This is a genomic window from uncultured Thiohalocapsa sp., assembly GCF_913063425.1.
Lineage (GTDB): Bacteria > Pseudomonadota > Gammaproteobacteria > Chromatiales > Chromatiaceae > Thiohalocapsa.
In genome coordinates this window covers 69,451-84,777 of record NZ_CAJXYK010000008.1, presented here as the reverse complement: position 1 = coordinate 84,777, position 15,327 = coordinate 69,451, and the positions used below count along the sequence as shown (strand labels likewise).

At 65.3% G+C, this 15,327-nt stretch carries 13 protein-coding genes; 2 read left to right on the top strand and 11 right to left on the bottom strand.

Going from position 1 to position 15,327, the window contains the following annotated elements; translation table 11 throughout:
* Positions 1-11: 11 nt before the first annotated feature.
* The 7 genes from QZ607_RS06235 to QZ607_RS06205 all read right to left on the bottom strand — a co-directional run bounded on the left by QZ607_RS06235 (position 12) and on the right by QZ607_RS06205 (position 9,229).
* A complete protein-coding gene (locus tag QZ607_RS06235; RefSeq protein ID WP_295880880.1) occupies positions 12-2,129 on the bottom strand; it encodes a DEAD/DEAH box helicase in 2,118 nt (705 codons plus the stop codon).
* The gene (locus QZ607_RS06230; RefSeq protein ID WP_295880877.1) at positions 2,126-2,971 is read right to left on the bottom strand and encodes a DUF1837 domain-containing protein; all 846 of its coding nucleotides are present in this window, start codon (positions 2,969-2,971) and stop codon (positions 2,126-2,128) included. Before QZ607_RS06230 ends, QZ607_RS06235 begins: the two co-directional genes overlap by 4 nt.
* 51 nt (positions 2,972-3,022) lie before the next feature.
* Complete coding sequence (locus QZ607_RS06225) at positions 3,023-3,442, bottom strand: hypothetical protein (protein ID WP_295880875.1); 420 nt, start codon at positions 3,440-3,442, stop codon at positions 3,023-3,025.
* A 30-nt stretch (positions 3,443-3,472) separates the two neighbouring features.
* Positions 3,473-3,736 (bottom strand): hypothetical protein, encoded by a 264-nt coding sequence (locus tag QZ607_RS06220; protein ID WP_295880874.1) that lies wholly within the window; start codon positions 3,734-3,736, stop codon positions 3,473-3,475.
* Positions 3,737-3,908: 172 nt separating this feature from the next.
* The gene (locus tag QZ607_RS06215) at positions 3,909-7,142 is read right to left on the bottom strand and encodes a hypothetical protein (protein WP_295880871.1); all 3,234 of its coding nucleotides are present in this window, start codon (positions 7,140-7,142) and stop codon (positions 3,909-3,911) included.
* Entirely contained in the window at positions 7,139-8,059 is a 921-nt protein-coding gene (locus tag QZ607_RS06210; RefSeq protein WP_295880869.1) for a DUF4007 family protein, read from the bottom strand. Before QZ607_RS06210 ends, QZ607_RS06215 begins: the two co-directional genes overlap by 4 nt.
* A complete protein-coding gene (locus QZ607_RS06205) occupies positions 8,060-9,229 on the bottom strand; it encodes a cysteine desulfurase family protein (RefSeq protein ID WP_295880867.1) in 1,170 nt (389 codons plus the stop codon). It abuts the gene before it with no gap.
* Positions 9,230-9,491: 262 nt separating this feature from the next.
* Between QZ607_RS06205 and QZ607_RS06200 the strand changes: the two genes are divergently transcribed.
* Positions 9,492-9,725, top strand: a complete 234-nt coding sequence (locus QZ607_RS06200; RefSeq protein WP_295880865.1) for a hypothetical protein — start codon at positions 9,492-9,494, stop codon at positions 9,723-9,725.
* A complete protein-coding gene (locus tag QZ607_RS06195; protein ID WP_295880862.1) occupies positions 9,722-10,156 on the top strand; it encodes a type II toxin-antitoxin system VapC family toxin in 435 nt (144 codons plus the stop codon). Before QZ607_RS06200 ends, QZ607_RS06195 begins: the two co-directional genes overlap by 4 nt.
* A 127-nt stretch (positions 10,157-10,283) precedes the next feature.
* On the opposite strand, the gene hflD is transcribed toward QZ607_RS06195, so the two are convergent.
* From hflD to QZ607_RS06175, 4 genes are all read right to left on the bottom strand, one after another.
* Entirely contained in the window at positions 10,284-10,913 is a 630-nt protein-coding gene (gene hflD, locus QZ607_RS06190; protein ID WP_295880859.1) for a high frequency lysogenization protein HflD, read from the bottom strand.
* A gap of 140 nt (positions 10,914-11,053) precedes the next feature.
* Positions 11,054-12,160, bottom strand: coding sequence for a tRNA 2-thiouridine(34) synthase MnmA (gene mnmA, locus QZ607_RS06185; RefSeq protein WP_295880856.1), 1,107 nt, complete (start codon positions 12,158-12,160; stop codon positions 11,054-11,056).
* Positions 12,161-12,204: 44 nt separating this feature from the next.
* The gene (locus QZ607_RS06180; RefSeq protein ID WP_295880854.1) at positions 12,205-12,705 is read right to left on the bottom strand and encodes a hypothetical protein; all 501 of its coding nucleotides are present in this window, start codon (positions 12,703-12,705) and stop codon (positions 12,205-12,207) included.
* 104 nt (positions 12,706-12,809) lie between these two features.
* Entirely contained in the window at positions 12,810-15,326 is a 2,517-nt protein-coding gene (locus QZ607_RS06175) for an EAL domain-containing protein (RefSeq protein WP_295880850.1), read from the bottom strand.
* Position 15,327 lies beyond the last annotated feature (1 nt).

The window sequence follows — 15,327 nt, the reverse complement described above, 5'->3', positions numbered from 1 at the left end:
ATGCCGGCGCTTCATAAGTGAGCTCTCGTATCATTAAACAACTCGGCTTCAAAAGGGGAAAGGCCCACCTCCTCCGGCCGAACGAGTTTGATCTCCGCAATTGCCGCGTCTAGCTCGTCGGACAACCGAACCCGGCGTTCTATCTTGTCGAACACCTGCAATGGCAAGCCATATTCCTCAAGTGCAGCAGCCGCTGGATTACGAAATAACGCCTCGACCATTGTCGCAAAAAAACCGTAATCTCCACTGCGCCCAAAAAGACGATTAAAAACGTGCTGTTGTATGCGGTCCATAGCCATCAGCGCACGCGGAAACTCGAAACCCGCCCAATTTCGGTCAAACTCCAATACTCGCTCAACCGCCGCATCTGCCGATTTCGCCGCGTATGGTCCAGGCGTCAGCTCTCTTTCAATTCGCTCACGAATTGGCCTTCTCTCCATAAGCGAGCTCACCTTATATGCTAACTGTCTTGCCGAAGCGACTCCGCTGCCCGACTTGCCCACTAGAAGGAAATCCCAGAGATACTCACATACATAGTACAGCTCATCACTGGAAGGGATGCCTGTCCAGAGAAGTCTAGTCCGCTCATGCCCTGGGAGCGCGCCTAGTTTCTCCGCCAGCCGAATTTGTGCGTCTGGAGATACGCCACTGTTCTGTCGAAGTATCTCCAAGGGAAGAAGCTTCTGCTCAACGAAATCAGAAACACGCGCTTTAGACTTCTCGGTTAGATCCGCCTCGTCGAGCTGGATAAGTAGACTTGCGGGCGTGTCGGAGTCCTGAGTGAACAGAGGAAAATCTACATCAAAGAAATCCTCGTCTGGTGGTTCGTCAAAAACAAACACCTTCCCTATGAAATGATGGAACATACGTCCAGACCTGCCTCGGATATTGTTGAATGTAAAAAAATCTAACCGCCTATTTCTACCGATACGATTATCAAAAATCACAACATTCTTAGCTCTTGTGTTAACGCCCTCGATAATGGTGCTGGTGCAAATGAGAAATTGTAGTTCGCCCTGATTAAATGCGCGGATAACGTACTGAGACAGGGATCTGGGCAGTTTTCCATGATGAATCCCGATGCCTGCTTTCAGAGCGGCCTGGAATACCCAATCGGGATGAAAGTGAGCCGCGACCCACTCCGCGGCGTCTCGGAATTCCTTTTCTCTTGTTTGCCCTCGCGCATCAAGCATGGCGCGCGCCACTGCATTAACTCGACTCGGTGATCGGCAAAAAATCAAGGTGGGCTCTGTCAACGTCTTGGTCAGCGACACAAGGCCTTCCACATCTTTTCGCGTCTTCCTTATTCTTTGGATCTCCGTTACCACAGTCGCAAACTCGGTGTGATAAAAATAGCAACCAAATGCCTCTTGCAATCCGTCTGGAATCCTGCGGATGTTTGGTCCAAGCATGTAATACTGTGCGCCAGTCCGGTAAAGAGTGTAAAAAGCTTGATTGAGTGCGATGGTTCTTGTCTCGTCTTCTTCGATCGCTCCAATTTTGTAGAACTCATCGATAGCAAAGAAATGTACGTCGGGCAGGTGCTGATACGCAACCATTCGCTCTGCGGTAAAGATAAAGACATTTCGCTCTCCCGGTTCTTGTGATACATGAGTGACCAACTTGTAGCTCGCTCCAAAGGTGGAAAGTCTCCTGCGGGTCTCGTCGATAAGCGCAATTGTGGGTACAATCACTGCTATATTCTTGTATCTTTCTAGAGCGATGACGGCATCAATTATTTTGCTTTTTCCGAAACTAGTCGGAGCGCTGACGATAACGTTTTCCCCTCGAAGGAGGCGCCGATATATTTCTGCCTGGGCGCGATGAAAGACGAGTTCATTCTTCATGCCATCCGGGCGATGGAATTCGTAAGCGACAGCGTCGCGAAATGACAGTGCATCTTCGTCCAAGTACGGGAATAAACCGACTTGACGGACAAAAGTGTCCAGTATTGGAGTATAGGGCGAAAAGGCGTCACGGTGCTCAAGCGCACGCAGAACCAACTCACGCCCAATCGTTTGCTGCTTAGGATCGTTCAGGTAGAAGCCGATGGACTTCAAAATGGCGAACGAGTTCTTCTGGATTTCCTGGGCGTCGCTCAGGATCTTGCGCAACGTTGCTGGTTTCATAGTTGTTGCCATACCTTGAGTTTGGCGTCGAGCAGCGCGATCAGTTCCTTCTTCGTTTCGAGCGGAAGCAGGAAAAGATGTATGAATACATTCTCTGGGATAGGCTGGCTACAGAATTTCTGGTAGTTTGCGCGAACCTCTTTGTCGAAATCCTCTCTGTACTGTTTGCAGTCGGCAGTATGACTCGATATGCAAGGACTGTCGTAGGCGAGAAGGACGGGAATGCAAACACGATTGAATATGGTGTCGAGGCTCTGGTTAGGATCGAGTAGTTGCTTCAACTCGTGAGCGTGGGGCCATTCCGGTGGGATTTTGTTTGTTATAGCTATAAATTCATCTCGCAAATAATCTCTTTCGGTATGGTCTCGCAGTTCAGTAGCGACGTCTCGGATGGCTCGATCAATACTCTTGTAGAATTTGGTTTCCCCAAGCCAAAGCTCTAATCCTCGCTCGGCTGCAACAACGTGTACCGCGTCGAATCCCTTCACCGTATCGTTGCGAGCGGTCTTGTAATAGATTTTCGATATGGCAGGTACCGAATCGAATATTTGGCGTATGGCGGCATGCAGAAAAAGTTCGCCAAACTCACCACGAAGTTGAAACTTCTCGGACTTGTATATCGAGCGAGCGGCTGCGCGCATGAGGGCAACCATGTTCGAGGCGTCTACCTGTTGCAGTTCCGTGTATGAAAGGGAAAACTCGGGCAACCACTCCATCACATGATCCGCGAATTGCGGCGCTCTCCATTTTTTTAGCTCATACCCGATGCATAAGCCGGTAAGCGATGGAGAAATCGAGAGGTCATGGGTGCGTGCCTTTATGAAGGGTGAAGGTTTTCTCATCCTTGCGTGTACCCGTGGAGCGAAAATGGGGGACCGATCACGAATACCTCGCTACACCGCCAAATCACTCGGCCAAATAAAGAACGGCCCAAACTTCTTCGAAAACCGGAACTCCCCGCCCGCGGCCTTGCCCTGATCTGTCAACTTGAACTGATCGCCGTCCTTGGTCAGCAGTCGGGCGGTGATGAGTTTGTCGTTGAGTTCTCCGGTACGCATGCCGAGGGCCTTGGCTAGCTTGGAGGTGGTGAGCTTGTCGTAGGGCTTCTCTTCGACCTTGTTTGCGGCGGAGGGCGCCGGGGTGCCGTCGTCGCCCTTGGCGATGGTCTCGGCGGACATTCGCACTTCGTCGCTGATTCGGATTAGGCCCTGGGCCTCCTCGTAGGTGTCACCGTATAGCTGTTCTTCTTCCTTGCGGGAGATCAGCACGCCCATCTCGTTGTTGTTGATGTGGCTGAAGTCGTAGAGGTTCATCGACGTGATGATGGCGTAGCGGTCTGCGAGTCAGCACTGGGCGTGGAGGTGCTGGCAGAAGCTGGTGCGCACGAAGTCGAGGGAGCGCAGCCAGTTGATCTCGCTGGGCGACAGCTCGCTCTTGCCGTAGACGATGCGCACGTCGATCTTCATGCGGTCCTTGTCTTCCGGCAGCTCGCGGATGCGGTCGTTGAACTTGAGGAAGGGGCTGATGATGATCAGCCGCTCGCGCGCGGCCTTGACGAGTTCTTCGAGATAGTCGTTGGTCGCGCTGGTGTTCAGGAACTTTGCCATCGGTGCTTGTCCTTGTGAAACGGTCGGGGAGATGCCGTGTACCCCTTTGATTGCGGAGCCTAGCCAAGGCTTCCGTGCGAGGCAAGGACTTGGCGCAGTCGGCGCGGCCGGGCTGTGGCCGCGGCTTGCGATGCCGCTCGAAGGGAACGGGTGGGACGTGCGCGGCGCCGCTTCACCCGACCAGACTCCGCAACCGCAGCCGCCGATGCCCGATCGGCTCGACGGAGTGCAGGCTTGGCACGCCGTCGCGTCCGTCGTCGATGGCGCACTCGGCGACGTTGAATTCCAGTCCCTGATCCGTGTCGGTGACGCGCAGCAGCAGATGGCGATGATCGGGATGTCGTCGGGGATGTTGCTGCGGACCGACCAGACGGCGTATGCGAGCTTGTGCCTGGCGATGCTGTCGAAGGGGCCGCGCTTGGCCTCGGTGACGATGACGTGGTTGCGGCCATGGCGGACGCCGATACAAACCGAGTCGATCTCCACCTGTCCGGTTATGTGGTCGAGGGTGTGGGGTTGGTCGGTGCCGACGGTGAGCTGCCGTCGCCGGCGCTGTCACGTCGGTTGCGGCGAGCCGCAAGCTGTCGGGGTCGAAGCCGCACGCGCGGGGCAACTCGGTGAACAGCATCTGCCCCGGGCTCTTGGCCTGGCGGAAGACGGCGCGCACCCGCTCGGCCTCGGCGCTGAGGCCGTCGCAGTGCTGGCTGTACTCGGGCAATTGCTGGGCGAAACGCATCAGCGGGCGGACGATATCGAGCAGGGTGGCATCGCCGGCGAGGTTGCCGACAATGGAGCCGAGGTAGCGTTGGAACAGCTCGGCGCGCAGGCCCTTGAGCTCAAATCGCTCGATGGCGAACAGCGCCGGCCGGCGGCACAGGAGCTCGGCCTGGGCAATGCTGAGCTGCTCGCTGAAGGCGCCCTCCTGATAGAGCGCGGTCTCGCGGCGGTGGGCGATGAGGTAGGTGACCAGCAGGATGGGCAGCACGCCCAGCCTGATCCCGTAGGGCGGTGCCTGGAGCTTGGCGTAGATCTCCGGCAGCGGCACCTGGCGTTGCCCGGCCTCGCCCAGGATGCGATGCATAGTGCGCCAAGCCGGGCCTAGTCGGCAGGGGTCGTGGTTCGGGTCCGGTGGGTGGAAGTCCCAGCGGCCGTCGGTACCGGGGCGATGCAGGCGGCTCTCGCGCAGCAGCGACAGGTAGAGGCTCTTTTCCGCCGGCGTCTTGGCGATGCCCAGGCCGTCTTGGTCCGCTGCCGACAGCATGGCGGCGAGCAGCTTCTTGCGCGCGGTGCTGGCGGCGCTGGAGAGGCGCTCGCGATTGATCAGCTCGTTGCTGATACGCGGGGTGAGCGGAAAGCAATGCTGCATCACCCAGTCCGAGAGCGCGGTTTGCAGCATGCGCCGGTACGCGATGGGCTGATGCTCGCCGTCGAAGTGCCAGCGCAGGTGCTCCGGGGACTCCAGCAGGGCGCGGATGGCGCCGATGGCATCGGCCTCGGCGTGCTCCAGCCAGGCCCGGTGCTCGCGCTTGGCGACTGGGTCCTGCTGCAGTTGGGCGTGCTGCCGGGGCAGCTCTGTGAGGGCCTGCCACTCGGCCACCAGCTCGCGCAGGCGCTCGGTGGATTGGCAGACGGCGACCACGGCGCGTTCGGGGGCGTCGTGCAGCTCGGGCTGTTCGCCGGGCTCGGCCAGGTACAGAAAGAGGTCAAGCTCGGCGTCGGTGCGGGCCGGTGGCCAGCGTTCGGCGGATGTGAACCGGACCTGGAAACTGCGCAGCGTACCGGTCTCGATGCTGGCCCGGCGCGCGACCACCGGGGGCAGGGGGGCAAGGGCGTTGAGGGTGTCGGCCAGCGAACGCTCATTCTGTTCGGCGGCGGCCTGCTCCAGGGCACCATGGAGGTCGAAGTCGCTGCCCTGCCAGACACGGAACTCCTGCGCGAAGCCGCGGAAGTGGATGATCGATGCGGCTTGCAGTGCCTCCAGCAGCCCGTCGAGGGCGTCGTCGAACAGCAGCCGCAGCACGGCCTCCGAGGCCCTCAGGCCCCGTTGCGCGCCGACGAGGTTCAGAAGCCCGATGGTCTTGAGCAGCCGCACCGCGGCGTCGTCCCCGTCCCCTTCGGTATGGCCGTCCCAGCGCTCCAGGGCGGTGATGACTTCCACCCAGCGGTGGTAAGTGAGGGGATCGGAGAAGCCGCCGGCCTGGTTGAGAATGAAGTAGTCGTAGAGCTCCCAGGGGCCGATCCAGTCGCCTGGCCGCAGTTCCTGCAACCGCCGGCTCAGGCCGAAATGCTCGGTGCTGGCCAGATAGGAGAACAGTGTGCGCTCGTTCTGGGCCACGCGCTGGCAGAGCACGGGCAGGATCAGCAGCGTGGTGGGGTGCAGCGGGTAGCAGTGCTCGAACAGCTCTGTGGCGCCGGCGAGGTCCAGGCCGAGTGGCAGGGCGGAGCATTCAGCCAATCGGCTGGTGATGTCGAAGATTTCGGATTTCAGGCCCTCGCCGAGGTCCGCATCGCGGTTGAACGCGGCGGCGGTGACCCGCAGCGACTGTTCTGCGGGCTCCAGGAAGGCGACTGCGCTGAAGCGGCCTTGGACCTTCTTCCACTCGTCGCGGAGCGTCTTGCCGAGGCGCGCGCCGTAGTGCTCGAAGGCCTGGTGCAACATGACCAGGATGCAAAGCGGTGCGTCGCTGGGCTCGGCCGCCTTTTCTGCCAACAGCTGGAGCAGATGGATCTCGCTGCGGTCGCCGCCTTGGGCCTCGAACTCCAACAGCTTTCCCAGCTCGTCGATCTGGATCAGCACGCCGCTTCCGCCGGCGCTTGCCCAGGCGCTCCGGGTTTGGGAGATGAGGTCGATCACATGGTCCATGCGGGTGCCAGGCCGCGCCGCGGCCCGGATGCGCTTGATCAGCGTTGCGGGCAGCGCCGCCTGCTCCGCGGCGCGGGCCAGGGCGAGCAGCAATTGGCGGATCAGGGAGTCCGGTATGCCGTTGACCTGAACCCGCAGCAAGCCGTGTGCGCTGTGGCCTGTGGCACGCAGGCGTTTAGCCAGGTCTGGCGCCGCATGGCGGAGCTTGGCGTCGGCGATGGTCTTGCCGGTGGCGTCCGGTGGACCGAGCAGCGCGGCTGCGAACAATCCGAACGCGGACTTGCCGGCGCCATATGGGCCGATGAGCGCCAGCGCACGCCCGGCGGCGTGGCCGTCCAGGCCATCGGCGAGCTGTTCCAGCGCGGCCAGGGCGCGCGACGTGGGCACATAGCCTTGCAGCAGATCGGCGGCGTCTTGATCGCGCTCCAGGTTGATGGAGCGGCGGAATCCAGCACCGATGCCGATGTGCTCCGAGAGCCGTCCGTCGGCGGGCAGGACGGCCGGCGCATCGAGGTTACGCACCTGGGCGGCTGATGTACTCACGCTGCTGCATCCTGCCGGTAGTAGTCCTCAAGGATGGCTTCCGGGCTTGCGACGTCGCGGACGCGATAGAGCTGGTGGACGCCAGCGGTGTCGCGCAGCTCGTAGCAGCCGGGCCAGGTGCGCATGACGCGATTGAGCGCCGTCATCAGGCCGTCTTCGCTGAGGCGAAAGACCGCGCCCGGGGCGGCGCCGTCGTCACGGCCGTAGAGGAGGTCGCGGACGGGTATCGCCGGCCGACCTTGGCGATCGTCCGCGAAGCACTCGGCGAGGGCGACATGCAGCGCCAGCGGCGGCAGGAAGGGGCGCGGGCTCCGGAGGCTGAGGAATTCCCGGCCCTGGCCGGTCTGCTCCACCAGCCGCAGCTGGCTCATCGGCGTGTCGAGATGATCTTCGCCGCGGCCTGGCTCGGTCGGGTCGCCGGGTGCGTACATTCTGAGCAGGGTCGAGGTGTCGGATTTCAGGGTGCTGGCGGAGCGCTCGATGCGCAGCTCGCGCGCGACGAAATCGGTCAGGCCGGCGCGCAGCTCGTCCTCGCGGAAACGGGGCAGGGCGAAGCGGTTGAAGAACCAGTAGAAGCCGGTCGCCAGCCGGCTGTTGGAGGCGATGAGCCAATGCAGCACCCAGAGTGTGGCCTCGTCCTCCAGGAAACGATCGCCCTCATCGCCAAGGATGACCTGTCCAAGGGTGGTGGGGGTTGCCTCCCCGTCCGCGTAGTCGAGCAGGCGTGCCGCCTGGAGCCAGTACAGGATGGCACTGACCATGTTGCGTCCGACACCGAGCTTGACCATGGCTCGGTCCGGCTGCGCAAAGATGTCCGGGCGCTCGGTGACGGCCCTGTAGCCTTTGGTCAGCCAGGCGTAGCGCAGCGGGAAGGTCTCGTGCCGACCGAACGCGGTGTGCTTGGGGTCGATGTTCACTCAGGCGTCTAACTCTCTGATGCGTTTGACAGATTGGGCGATGGCGCCGGCAGCCGCCTCGATGTCCGCCGCGGTATGGTAACGATCGAAGCTGACGCGTACCGCTCCGTACAGCAGATCGCCCTCAACGCCCATGGCGCGCAGCACGTGGGACGGCTCGACGGTGCCGGAAGAACATGCCGACCCGGACGCGATCGCGATCTCCGAGGCGCATTGGTTGATCAGGGCATCGCTGCGGATGCCGGGGATCGAGAGGTTAACGATATAAGGCGATGTGGCGTCCGCGGCGCCGTGGACGCTCAGCGGCACCTGTGCGGAAAGCGTTTCGATGAAGCGTGCGCGCAGCCGGCTCACCTGTTGGTGGTCCCGGTCGCGATGCTCGGAGACGAGCCTCAGTGCGGCGGCGAGGCCGGCGATCTGGTGTGTCGGCAGGGTCCCGGGCCGCAGGCCGAACTCCTGGCCGCCGCCGAAGGTGAGCGGTCGCAGCGGCAGCCGCCCGCGATCCCGCACGAACAGGCAGCCGATCCCCTTGGGCCCGTGGAACTTGTGGGCCGACAGCGACAGCAGGTCGATGGGGGTCTGCGTGAGGTCGATACGCAGCTTCCCGGCCGCCTGCGCGGCATCGACGTGCAGCAGCACGCCGCGGTCCTCGGCAATCGCGGCGATCTCCTGCATCGGTTGCATGACACCGGTTTCGTTGTTGGTGTGCATGACGGAGACGAGCAGCGTGTCGGGACGCACGGCATCTGCAATCGCGGCCGGATCGACGCGACCGTCCCGGCCGGGCGGGACCCTGGTGATCTCGAAACCTTCGTCCGCCAAGGCTTGGCAACAGGCCAGTGCCGCCTTGTGCTCGATCTGGGTGGTGACGAGGTGCCGCCCGTGCCGCGCATTGGCCAGCATCACGCCGCGGAGGGCCAGGTTGATGCTCTCTGTCGCGCCGGAAGTGAAGAGGATCTCGTCGGTGGCACAGCACAGCTCGCCCGCGACGTCTGCACGAGCCTGCTCGACGCCGTCGGCGGCGAGCCGCCCGGCCTCATGCTGCGCCGAGGACGGGTTGGCGAAGGCGCCGGTCCCTTCCAGATGTTTCAGCATGGCCGCGCAGACCTCCGGCGCGACGCGGGTCGTGGCCGCGCTGTCGAAGTAGAGCGCGCTGTTCCCTGTGGGCATGGCTGATTCGTGCACGATAAGACGACTGCATCGCGTGCTGCGGACTTTACCAGCAACACAGGCTCAGGAAGTGAGCCGGTGGCGCAGGGTCTTCGACGGCGGCCTGTTTGAATCTGGATGTAACCGGGCGGCGGACAGGACGCCCGAGGCAAGACATCTGGCGATGCGCGTCGCCGCCAAACCGGATGTTATTGCGCTTGCGGCCGCCGGTCGGTCCGGCTAGTGTGTGTTGAAATCATCAACAACTTTACGGCAAAGATCGATGGCCACAGTCAACTTCAGCGTGCCCGACGAGGTCAAAGCGGAATTCAACGCCCTGTTTGCGGGTGAGAACAAGAGCGCTGTGCTGACCGCTCTGATGCGGCAGGCGATCGAGGACAGACGGCGCCAGCAGCGGCGTGCAGCCGCGATCGATGCCTTGCTGGCGCTGCGCGCGGAGCAGCAACCAAGGTCGGATCAGGAGATCCGCAGTGCGCGGGAGGATGGGCGCCCGTGAGGGCCGTGATCGATGCCAGTGTGGCAGTCAAGTGGGTCTTTCCGGACCCGCTGGTCGAGCCGCACGCGGACCGGGCCCTGGAGGTCCTGGACGCGGTTCGCCGGGGCCGCATCGACGTGATCCAGCCAGTACATTGGCTGCTGGAGACCACGGCTGTCGTGGTGCGACTGAACCCGGATATCCTGGAGCGAGCGTCCGGCCTACTCGATGCGCTGGAGCTTCAGGTCTGCGATGAGCATTCGGTGCTGCTGCGCGCGGCGCGGCTCGCCGTGGACCTGGACCAACACCTCTTCGACACGCTCTATCACGCCGTTGCGCTGGAGCGTGAGGCCACGCTCATTACCGCCGACGAGCGCTATGCGCGTAAGGCCAGCCCCCTGGGGCGGCTCGCATTCCTTGGGGACTTCGTCCTGGCGTCCCGGAGCGATTGAGCACTGCAACTCCCTCGGGGGGGCCACGCAGGATGCGGCTGGCCTGCGCATCGTGGAGGTTGGACTACTCGCTGCGCTCTCTGGTCCCTGGTCGCGAAGCAGGCGCTTCGCGAGGAGGAAAATACTTTCAGACGCTTTCGGTATCCCGCAGATAGGCGCGTGCGGCGTCGAGCATCTTGCGCCGGCCCAGCAGCACCTGCCAGCGGCTGCCGCCGCATTGGCGCCAGAGCAGGGCGGCACGGATGCCGGCCAGCAGCAGGGCGCGGATGCGGTCCTGGTTGTCCGGGTTCTGCAGGTACAGCGGGTTGCCGCGAACGATGATGCGCGGGGTGAGCTTGCTGATGGTGTCCTGGTAGATGCCGGCGAGGCCCGCGAGCACCTCCCGGTCCAGCAGCGGCAGGTCGCCGCGGGCGGCGGCTGCGCCCTGGATGCGGCGGGCGATCTCCTGCAGCATCCGGCCGCGGCCGGCGAGGTTGCGCTCGTGGCGCATGAGCGCGATGACGTAGCGGGTCAGCTCCATCTCCCGCGCCGGTTCCCCGGTGAGCTGGGCCACCACCTGGCGCGCGCCCGTCGCCACTGCCCCGGGCTCGCCGTAGACCGCGGGCACGTCGTCGGCGTCGATCTGGAACAGGCTGTAGATGCAGGGCTCCATCTGCGCCGTGTCGACGCTGCCGCGGTTGGCGATGCGCTGGACGCAGTAGGCCGCCTGGTGCAGGCCGGCGAGCGCAATGAGGCGGTCTTGGTCGGTGTGTTCCATCGTGAGTGGCGAGTTGCGAGGGGCGAGTGTCGAGGGCGTTGCGGGTGTCTGGCGCAGCCGCCGGTCCGGCTGATATGGGGGCAGGGCCGGGACAATCCGCAACGGCGATCACCCAGGGTGCCCTGCGCCGTCGGCGACGCCTAATCTGCGGCTGTGATCACGGCGCCGCCGAGGCATTCATCCCGCAGATAGAACACCACGGACTGCCCCGGCGTGACGGCGCGCTGCGGCTCGGCGAAGCGGACGCGGCAACGGGCCGTATCGTACTCGACCAGGGTGCAGCGCTGCAGCGGCTGACGATGGCGCAGCCGACACAGGCAGGTGAACGGCAGCCGATCTGCGGGCACCGGCGCTGCGCCGGCGATCCAGTGCAGTTGCTCGCCGCGCAGGCCCCGGGCGTAGAGCAGGGGATGTCCGGCCCCCTGCGCGACGATGAGCGCGTTGCGCGCGGCGTCCTTGGCGGCGACGAACCAGGGTGCTTCGCCGGCCTCGCGCACGCCGCCGATGCCGAGCCCGGAGCGCTGGCCGATGGTGTACCAGGCAAGCCCGCGGTGCTCGCCCAGGATCCGGCCCTCGGGCGTCTCGATGGGGCCTGGCGCATCCGGCAGCCAGCGCGCCAGGAAGTCCGCGAAGCGCCGCTCGCCGATGAAGCAGATGCCGGTGCTGTCCTTCTTCTGCGCGTTCGCAAGCCCGAGCCCGCGGGCGATGCCGCGGACATCCGCCTTGGTGAGGTCCGCCAGCGGGAACAGGGCGTGCCTCAGCTGTCGCTGTGTGAGCCGATGCAGGAAGTAGGTCTGGTCCTTGCCCGCATCCCGGGCGAGTCTGAGGCGGCTGCCGTCCGCCGCATGCGTCACCCGCGCATAGTGGCCGGTGCCGATCCGCGCGGCCCCCAGGTCCAGGGCGTGGTCCAGGAAGGCGCGGAACTTGATCTCGCTGTTGCAGAGCACGTCCGGATTCGGGGTGCGCAGCGCGCGGTACTCGGCGAGGAAGGCCGCGAACACCCGGTCCCAGTACTCGGTGGCGAAGTTGACGGTGCGCAGCGGGATGCCGAGCCGGTCCGCCGCCGCCTGCGCATCGGCCAGGTCCGCGGCGGCGGAGCAGTAGCCGGGGGCGTCGTCCTCCTCCCAGTTCTTCATGAACAGGCCTTCCACGGCGAAGCCCTGCTCGGCGAGCAGATGCGCCGCCACGGCGGAGTCGACGCCGCCGGAGAGGCCGACGATGACGCGCGGGGAGTGTCTGTCGGACAAGGATGGGCTTGCGGGCAGTCGGGACGAAGATGGGCAACAGCCGCCTACAGCCGGTCCAGTATCCGCCTGCGGATCGACTGGTACTCGGCCTCGGTGATCAGGCCCTGGCTGCGCAGGCCTTCCAGCTCCCGCAGGCGCTGGGCCGTCGCGCCGGTGGGCGAGGGCGCCGCGGGTGCCGCGGCGGGTGTCGGCGCGGGCGTGGCACCGGTGCTGACCACGGCAGGTGCGTCAGGGCGGCACTCCAGGTCCACGGTGAGGCTGCGCTTGAGCGTGTCGTTGTCCACTTCGAGCGTCTTGGGCGTGCAGCCCGGGCGCTCCAGCGTGAGCGTGCCTTCCCGCTCCCAGCCGATGCCGCGGCGCTTGGCCGGAAACACGCGATCCGCGGTGATCTGCATGGGCGTGGTCCCAATGGCCTTGCCGTTTGCGCGCACGGTGGCGCCGGCGGGCTCGGAGCGCAGGTTGACGGGCACGGACAGACAGCCCTGAAGCGCCAGGGCCAGCGTGGCGACGCCGAGGGCGCCGATCCGGGAGCGGATAAGGTTCATGTGTGGTCCTGAAGCAGGCGTTGCGGATGCTCGAAGCTTATCGGCGGGGTCCGGGCCGAGGCAAACCTGGGTGTGCTGTGCGGGTATGCCGTCCCCCTCGCGGATCAGCCGACGACCGTGCCGGAGACCTGCGCTGGACCGGCTGCCCGGTACTCGATCGGGCCGCTTGTCTGCGCGGAGTCGGCGACCGCCAGCCGCCGCCCCGCGAGCGCCCCTGCGGCATCCTCTGCCAGCGGCCGCGCATAGCCGTAGCCTTGCCCCAGCTTGCAGCCGAGCGCCGTCAGCGCGGCTGCCTGAGCCGGGGTCTCCACGCCCTCGGCGATGACCTTCGTGTCCAGCGCATGCGCCAGGGCGATGATGGCGGTCACGAGGATGCGCGCATCGCCCGGCTCTGTCACGCCGCCGATGAAGCCCGCATCGATCTTGATGCAGTCGAACTGGAACCGGTGCAGGTAGGACAGGGACGAACAGCCGGTGCCGAAGTCGTCGATATGGATCGGCACGCCGAGCTGCCGGAGGGCGGCGAAGCGCGCTTCGCTCTGGGTGTCGAGCGTCATGAGCACGGACTCCGTGACTTCCAGCACCAGGTCGGCCGGTGTCAGATCGTAGTCCGCCAACACCTGACGGATGATCGGGGCCAGGTCCTCGCGGTTGAGCTGTGCGGCGGACACGTTGACCGCCACGGGCACCGTGGCGCAGCCCCGGGCGCGCCAGGCGACGATTTGCCGACACACCTCGCCGAGCACCCAGCGGCCGATGGGCAGGATCAGGCCCGTGTCCTCGGCAATGGGGATGAGCTCGGCCGGGGACACGTCACCCAGGTCCGGGTCCCGCCACCGCAGCAGGGCCTCGAAGGCCACCACCCGCCCGCTGGCGAGGTCCACAATGGGCTGGTAGTGCAGGCGCAGCGCCTGGCGGGCGAGGGCCTGGCGCAGACCGTTCTCCAGGCGCAGGCGGGCCGCCACCCGGGCGTTGAGCTCCGCGGAGTAGAAGCAGATGGTGTTGCGGCCCTGGGATTTGGCGGCGTACATGGCGAGGTCAGCGGCGCGGATCAGACCGTCCGCGTCCGTTGCGTCGCGTGGGAAGAGCGCGACGCCGATGCTCGCGGTGACCACCTGCCGCAGCTCGCCGAGCGTGACCGGCCTGGCCACCGCCGCAAGCGCCCGCGCCCCGATGTCCGCTGCCACATCGGGCTCGACGGCATCTGCCAGCACCAGCAGCAGCTCATCGCCGCCCAGGCGCGCCAGATGGGTGCGCTGTGGTCGCTCCAGTGTGCGCGAGAGTGCGCCCAGTCGCTCCGCCACCGCCCGCAGCAGCGCATCCCCGGCAGCGTGGCCGAGGGCATCGTTGATGCGCTTGAAGTCGTCGATGTCGATGAACAAAATCGCCACGGCGCCCCCGGCGCCCCCGGCGCCCCCGGCGCGCTCGGCGCGCTCCAGCTCCTCCGACAACAGCTCACGGATCAGCCGCCGGTTCGGCAAATCGGTGAGGTGGTCGTGAAAGGCCTGGTGCTCCATCTGGCTGTGCGCTGCGGCCAGGCGCTCGCCCATGTCGCGCACCGCACCTGCGAGCTGCCCCAGCTCGTCGTCCGAGCGCACGCGGATGCTGGGGCGCAGCTCGCCGGCGCCGATGCGCTCGGCGGCACCGCGCAGGGCCGCAAGCGGCGCCAGCACCAGGCCGCGCAGCCAGGCCAGCAGCACCGCCCCCAGCAGCATCACCGCCGCCAGCGTGAGCCCGAGCGTCTGCAGCTTCAGCGTCCACAGCGGGGCCTGCAGCTCGCTGCGGGGCAGCACTGCGAAGAGATCCAGGCCGGGGCTCAGGGTGTGGCTCGCGACGAGGCGCTCCGGGCCCTCCATCAGCCGGTGCCGGCCAGCGGCGGCGGGCGCCGCGGGGAGCTGCCTCGGAACGTCTGCGAGCCTCGCCGCGGGCTGTCCCGCGCGGGTGTCGAAGAGCACCGTGCCGTCGGGCAGAGCCAGCAGCAGATGGCCGCGTGTGCAGAAGGGGAGGCTCAGCAGCTCCCGGTACACCGGCTCCAGGGAGACCGTCATTCCAAGGAATCCCCGGGTGCGGGCATCGCCCGCCGGCGCCATGCGGTAGTCGTCCGGCAGCTCGATGCGGCGCAGCAGGTCGATGACCGGCTCGCCGTCGTGCGCATGCAGCACCATGCTGAGCGGCTCGCCTGCGCCGGTGCGCGCCGCTGCCTCGGCATCGCGGCTCCCGACGGCGGGGCCTGCGTCCCAGCCGCGGGCCGTGGCGCGCGCATCCACGGTGCCGTCCGGCAGCAGGAAGCGGATGTCCAGGTACTCGGGATAGGCCTCACGGAAGCCATGCAGCAGGCGCAGCAGCCCGGGCTGCAGCAGGTAGTACCGGTCCGGGTCGTCAGCGGAGCGGGCGTACTGCTCCACTTCCGGCAGCCGGGCGAACACCTCCAGGTTGGCCCGGGAGCGCGACACCAGCCGCTCCACCGCGCCGGCGGCGACGTGCACCACGCCATGCAGGTCGGCAGCGGCGTCGCGCTCGATATCCGCACCCAGGGTGCTGTAGGCGAGCCAGCCGAGCAGCAGCACCGGCCCCGCCACCAGCGGCACCAGCGCCAGGGCCAGCTTGGCCTGAAGGCGCACG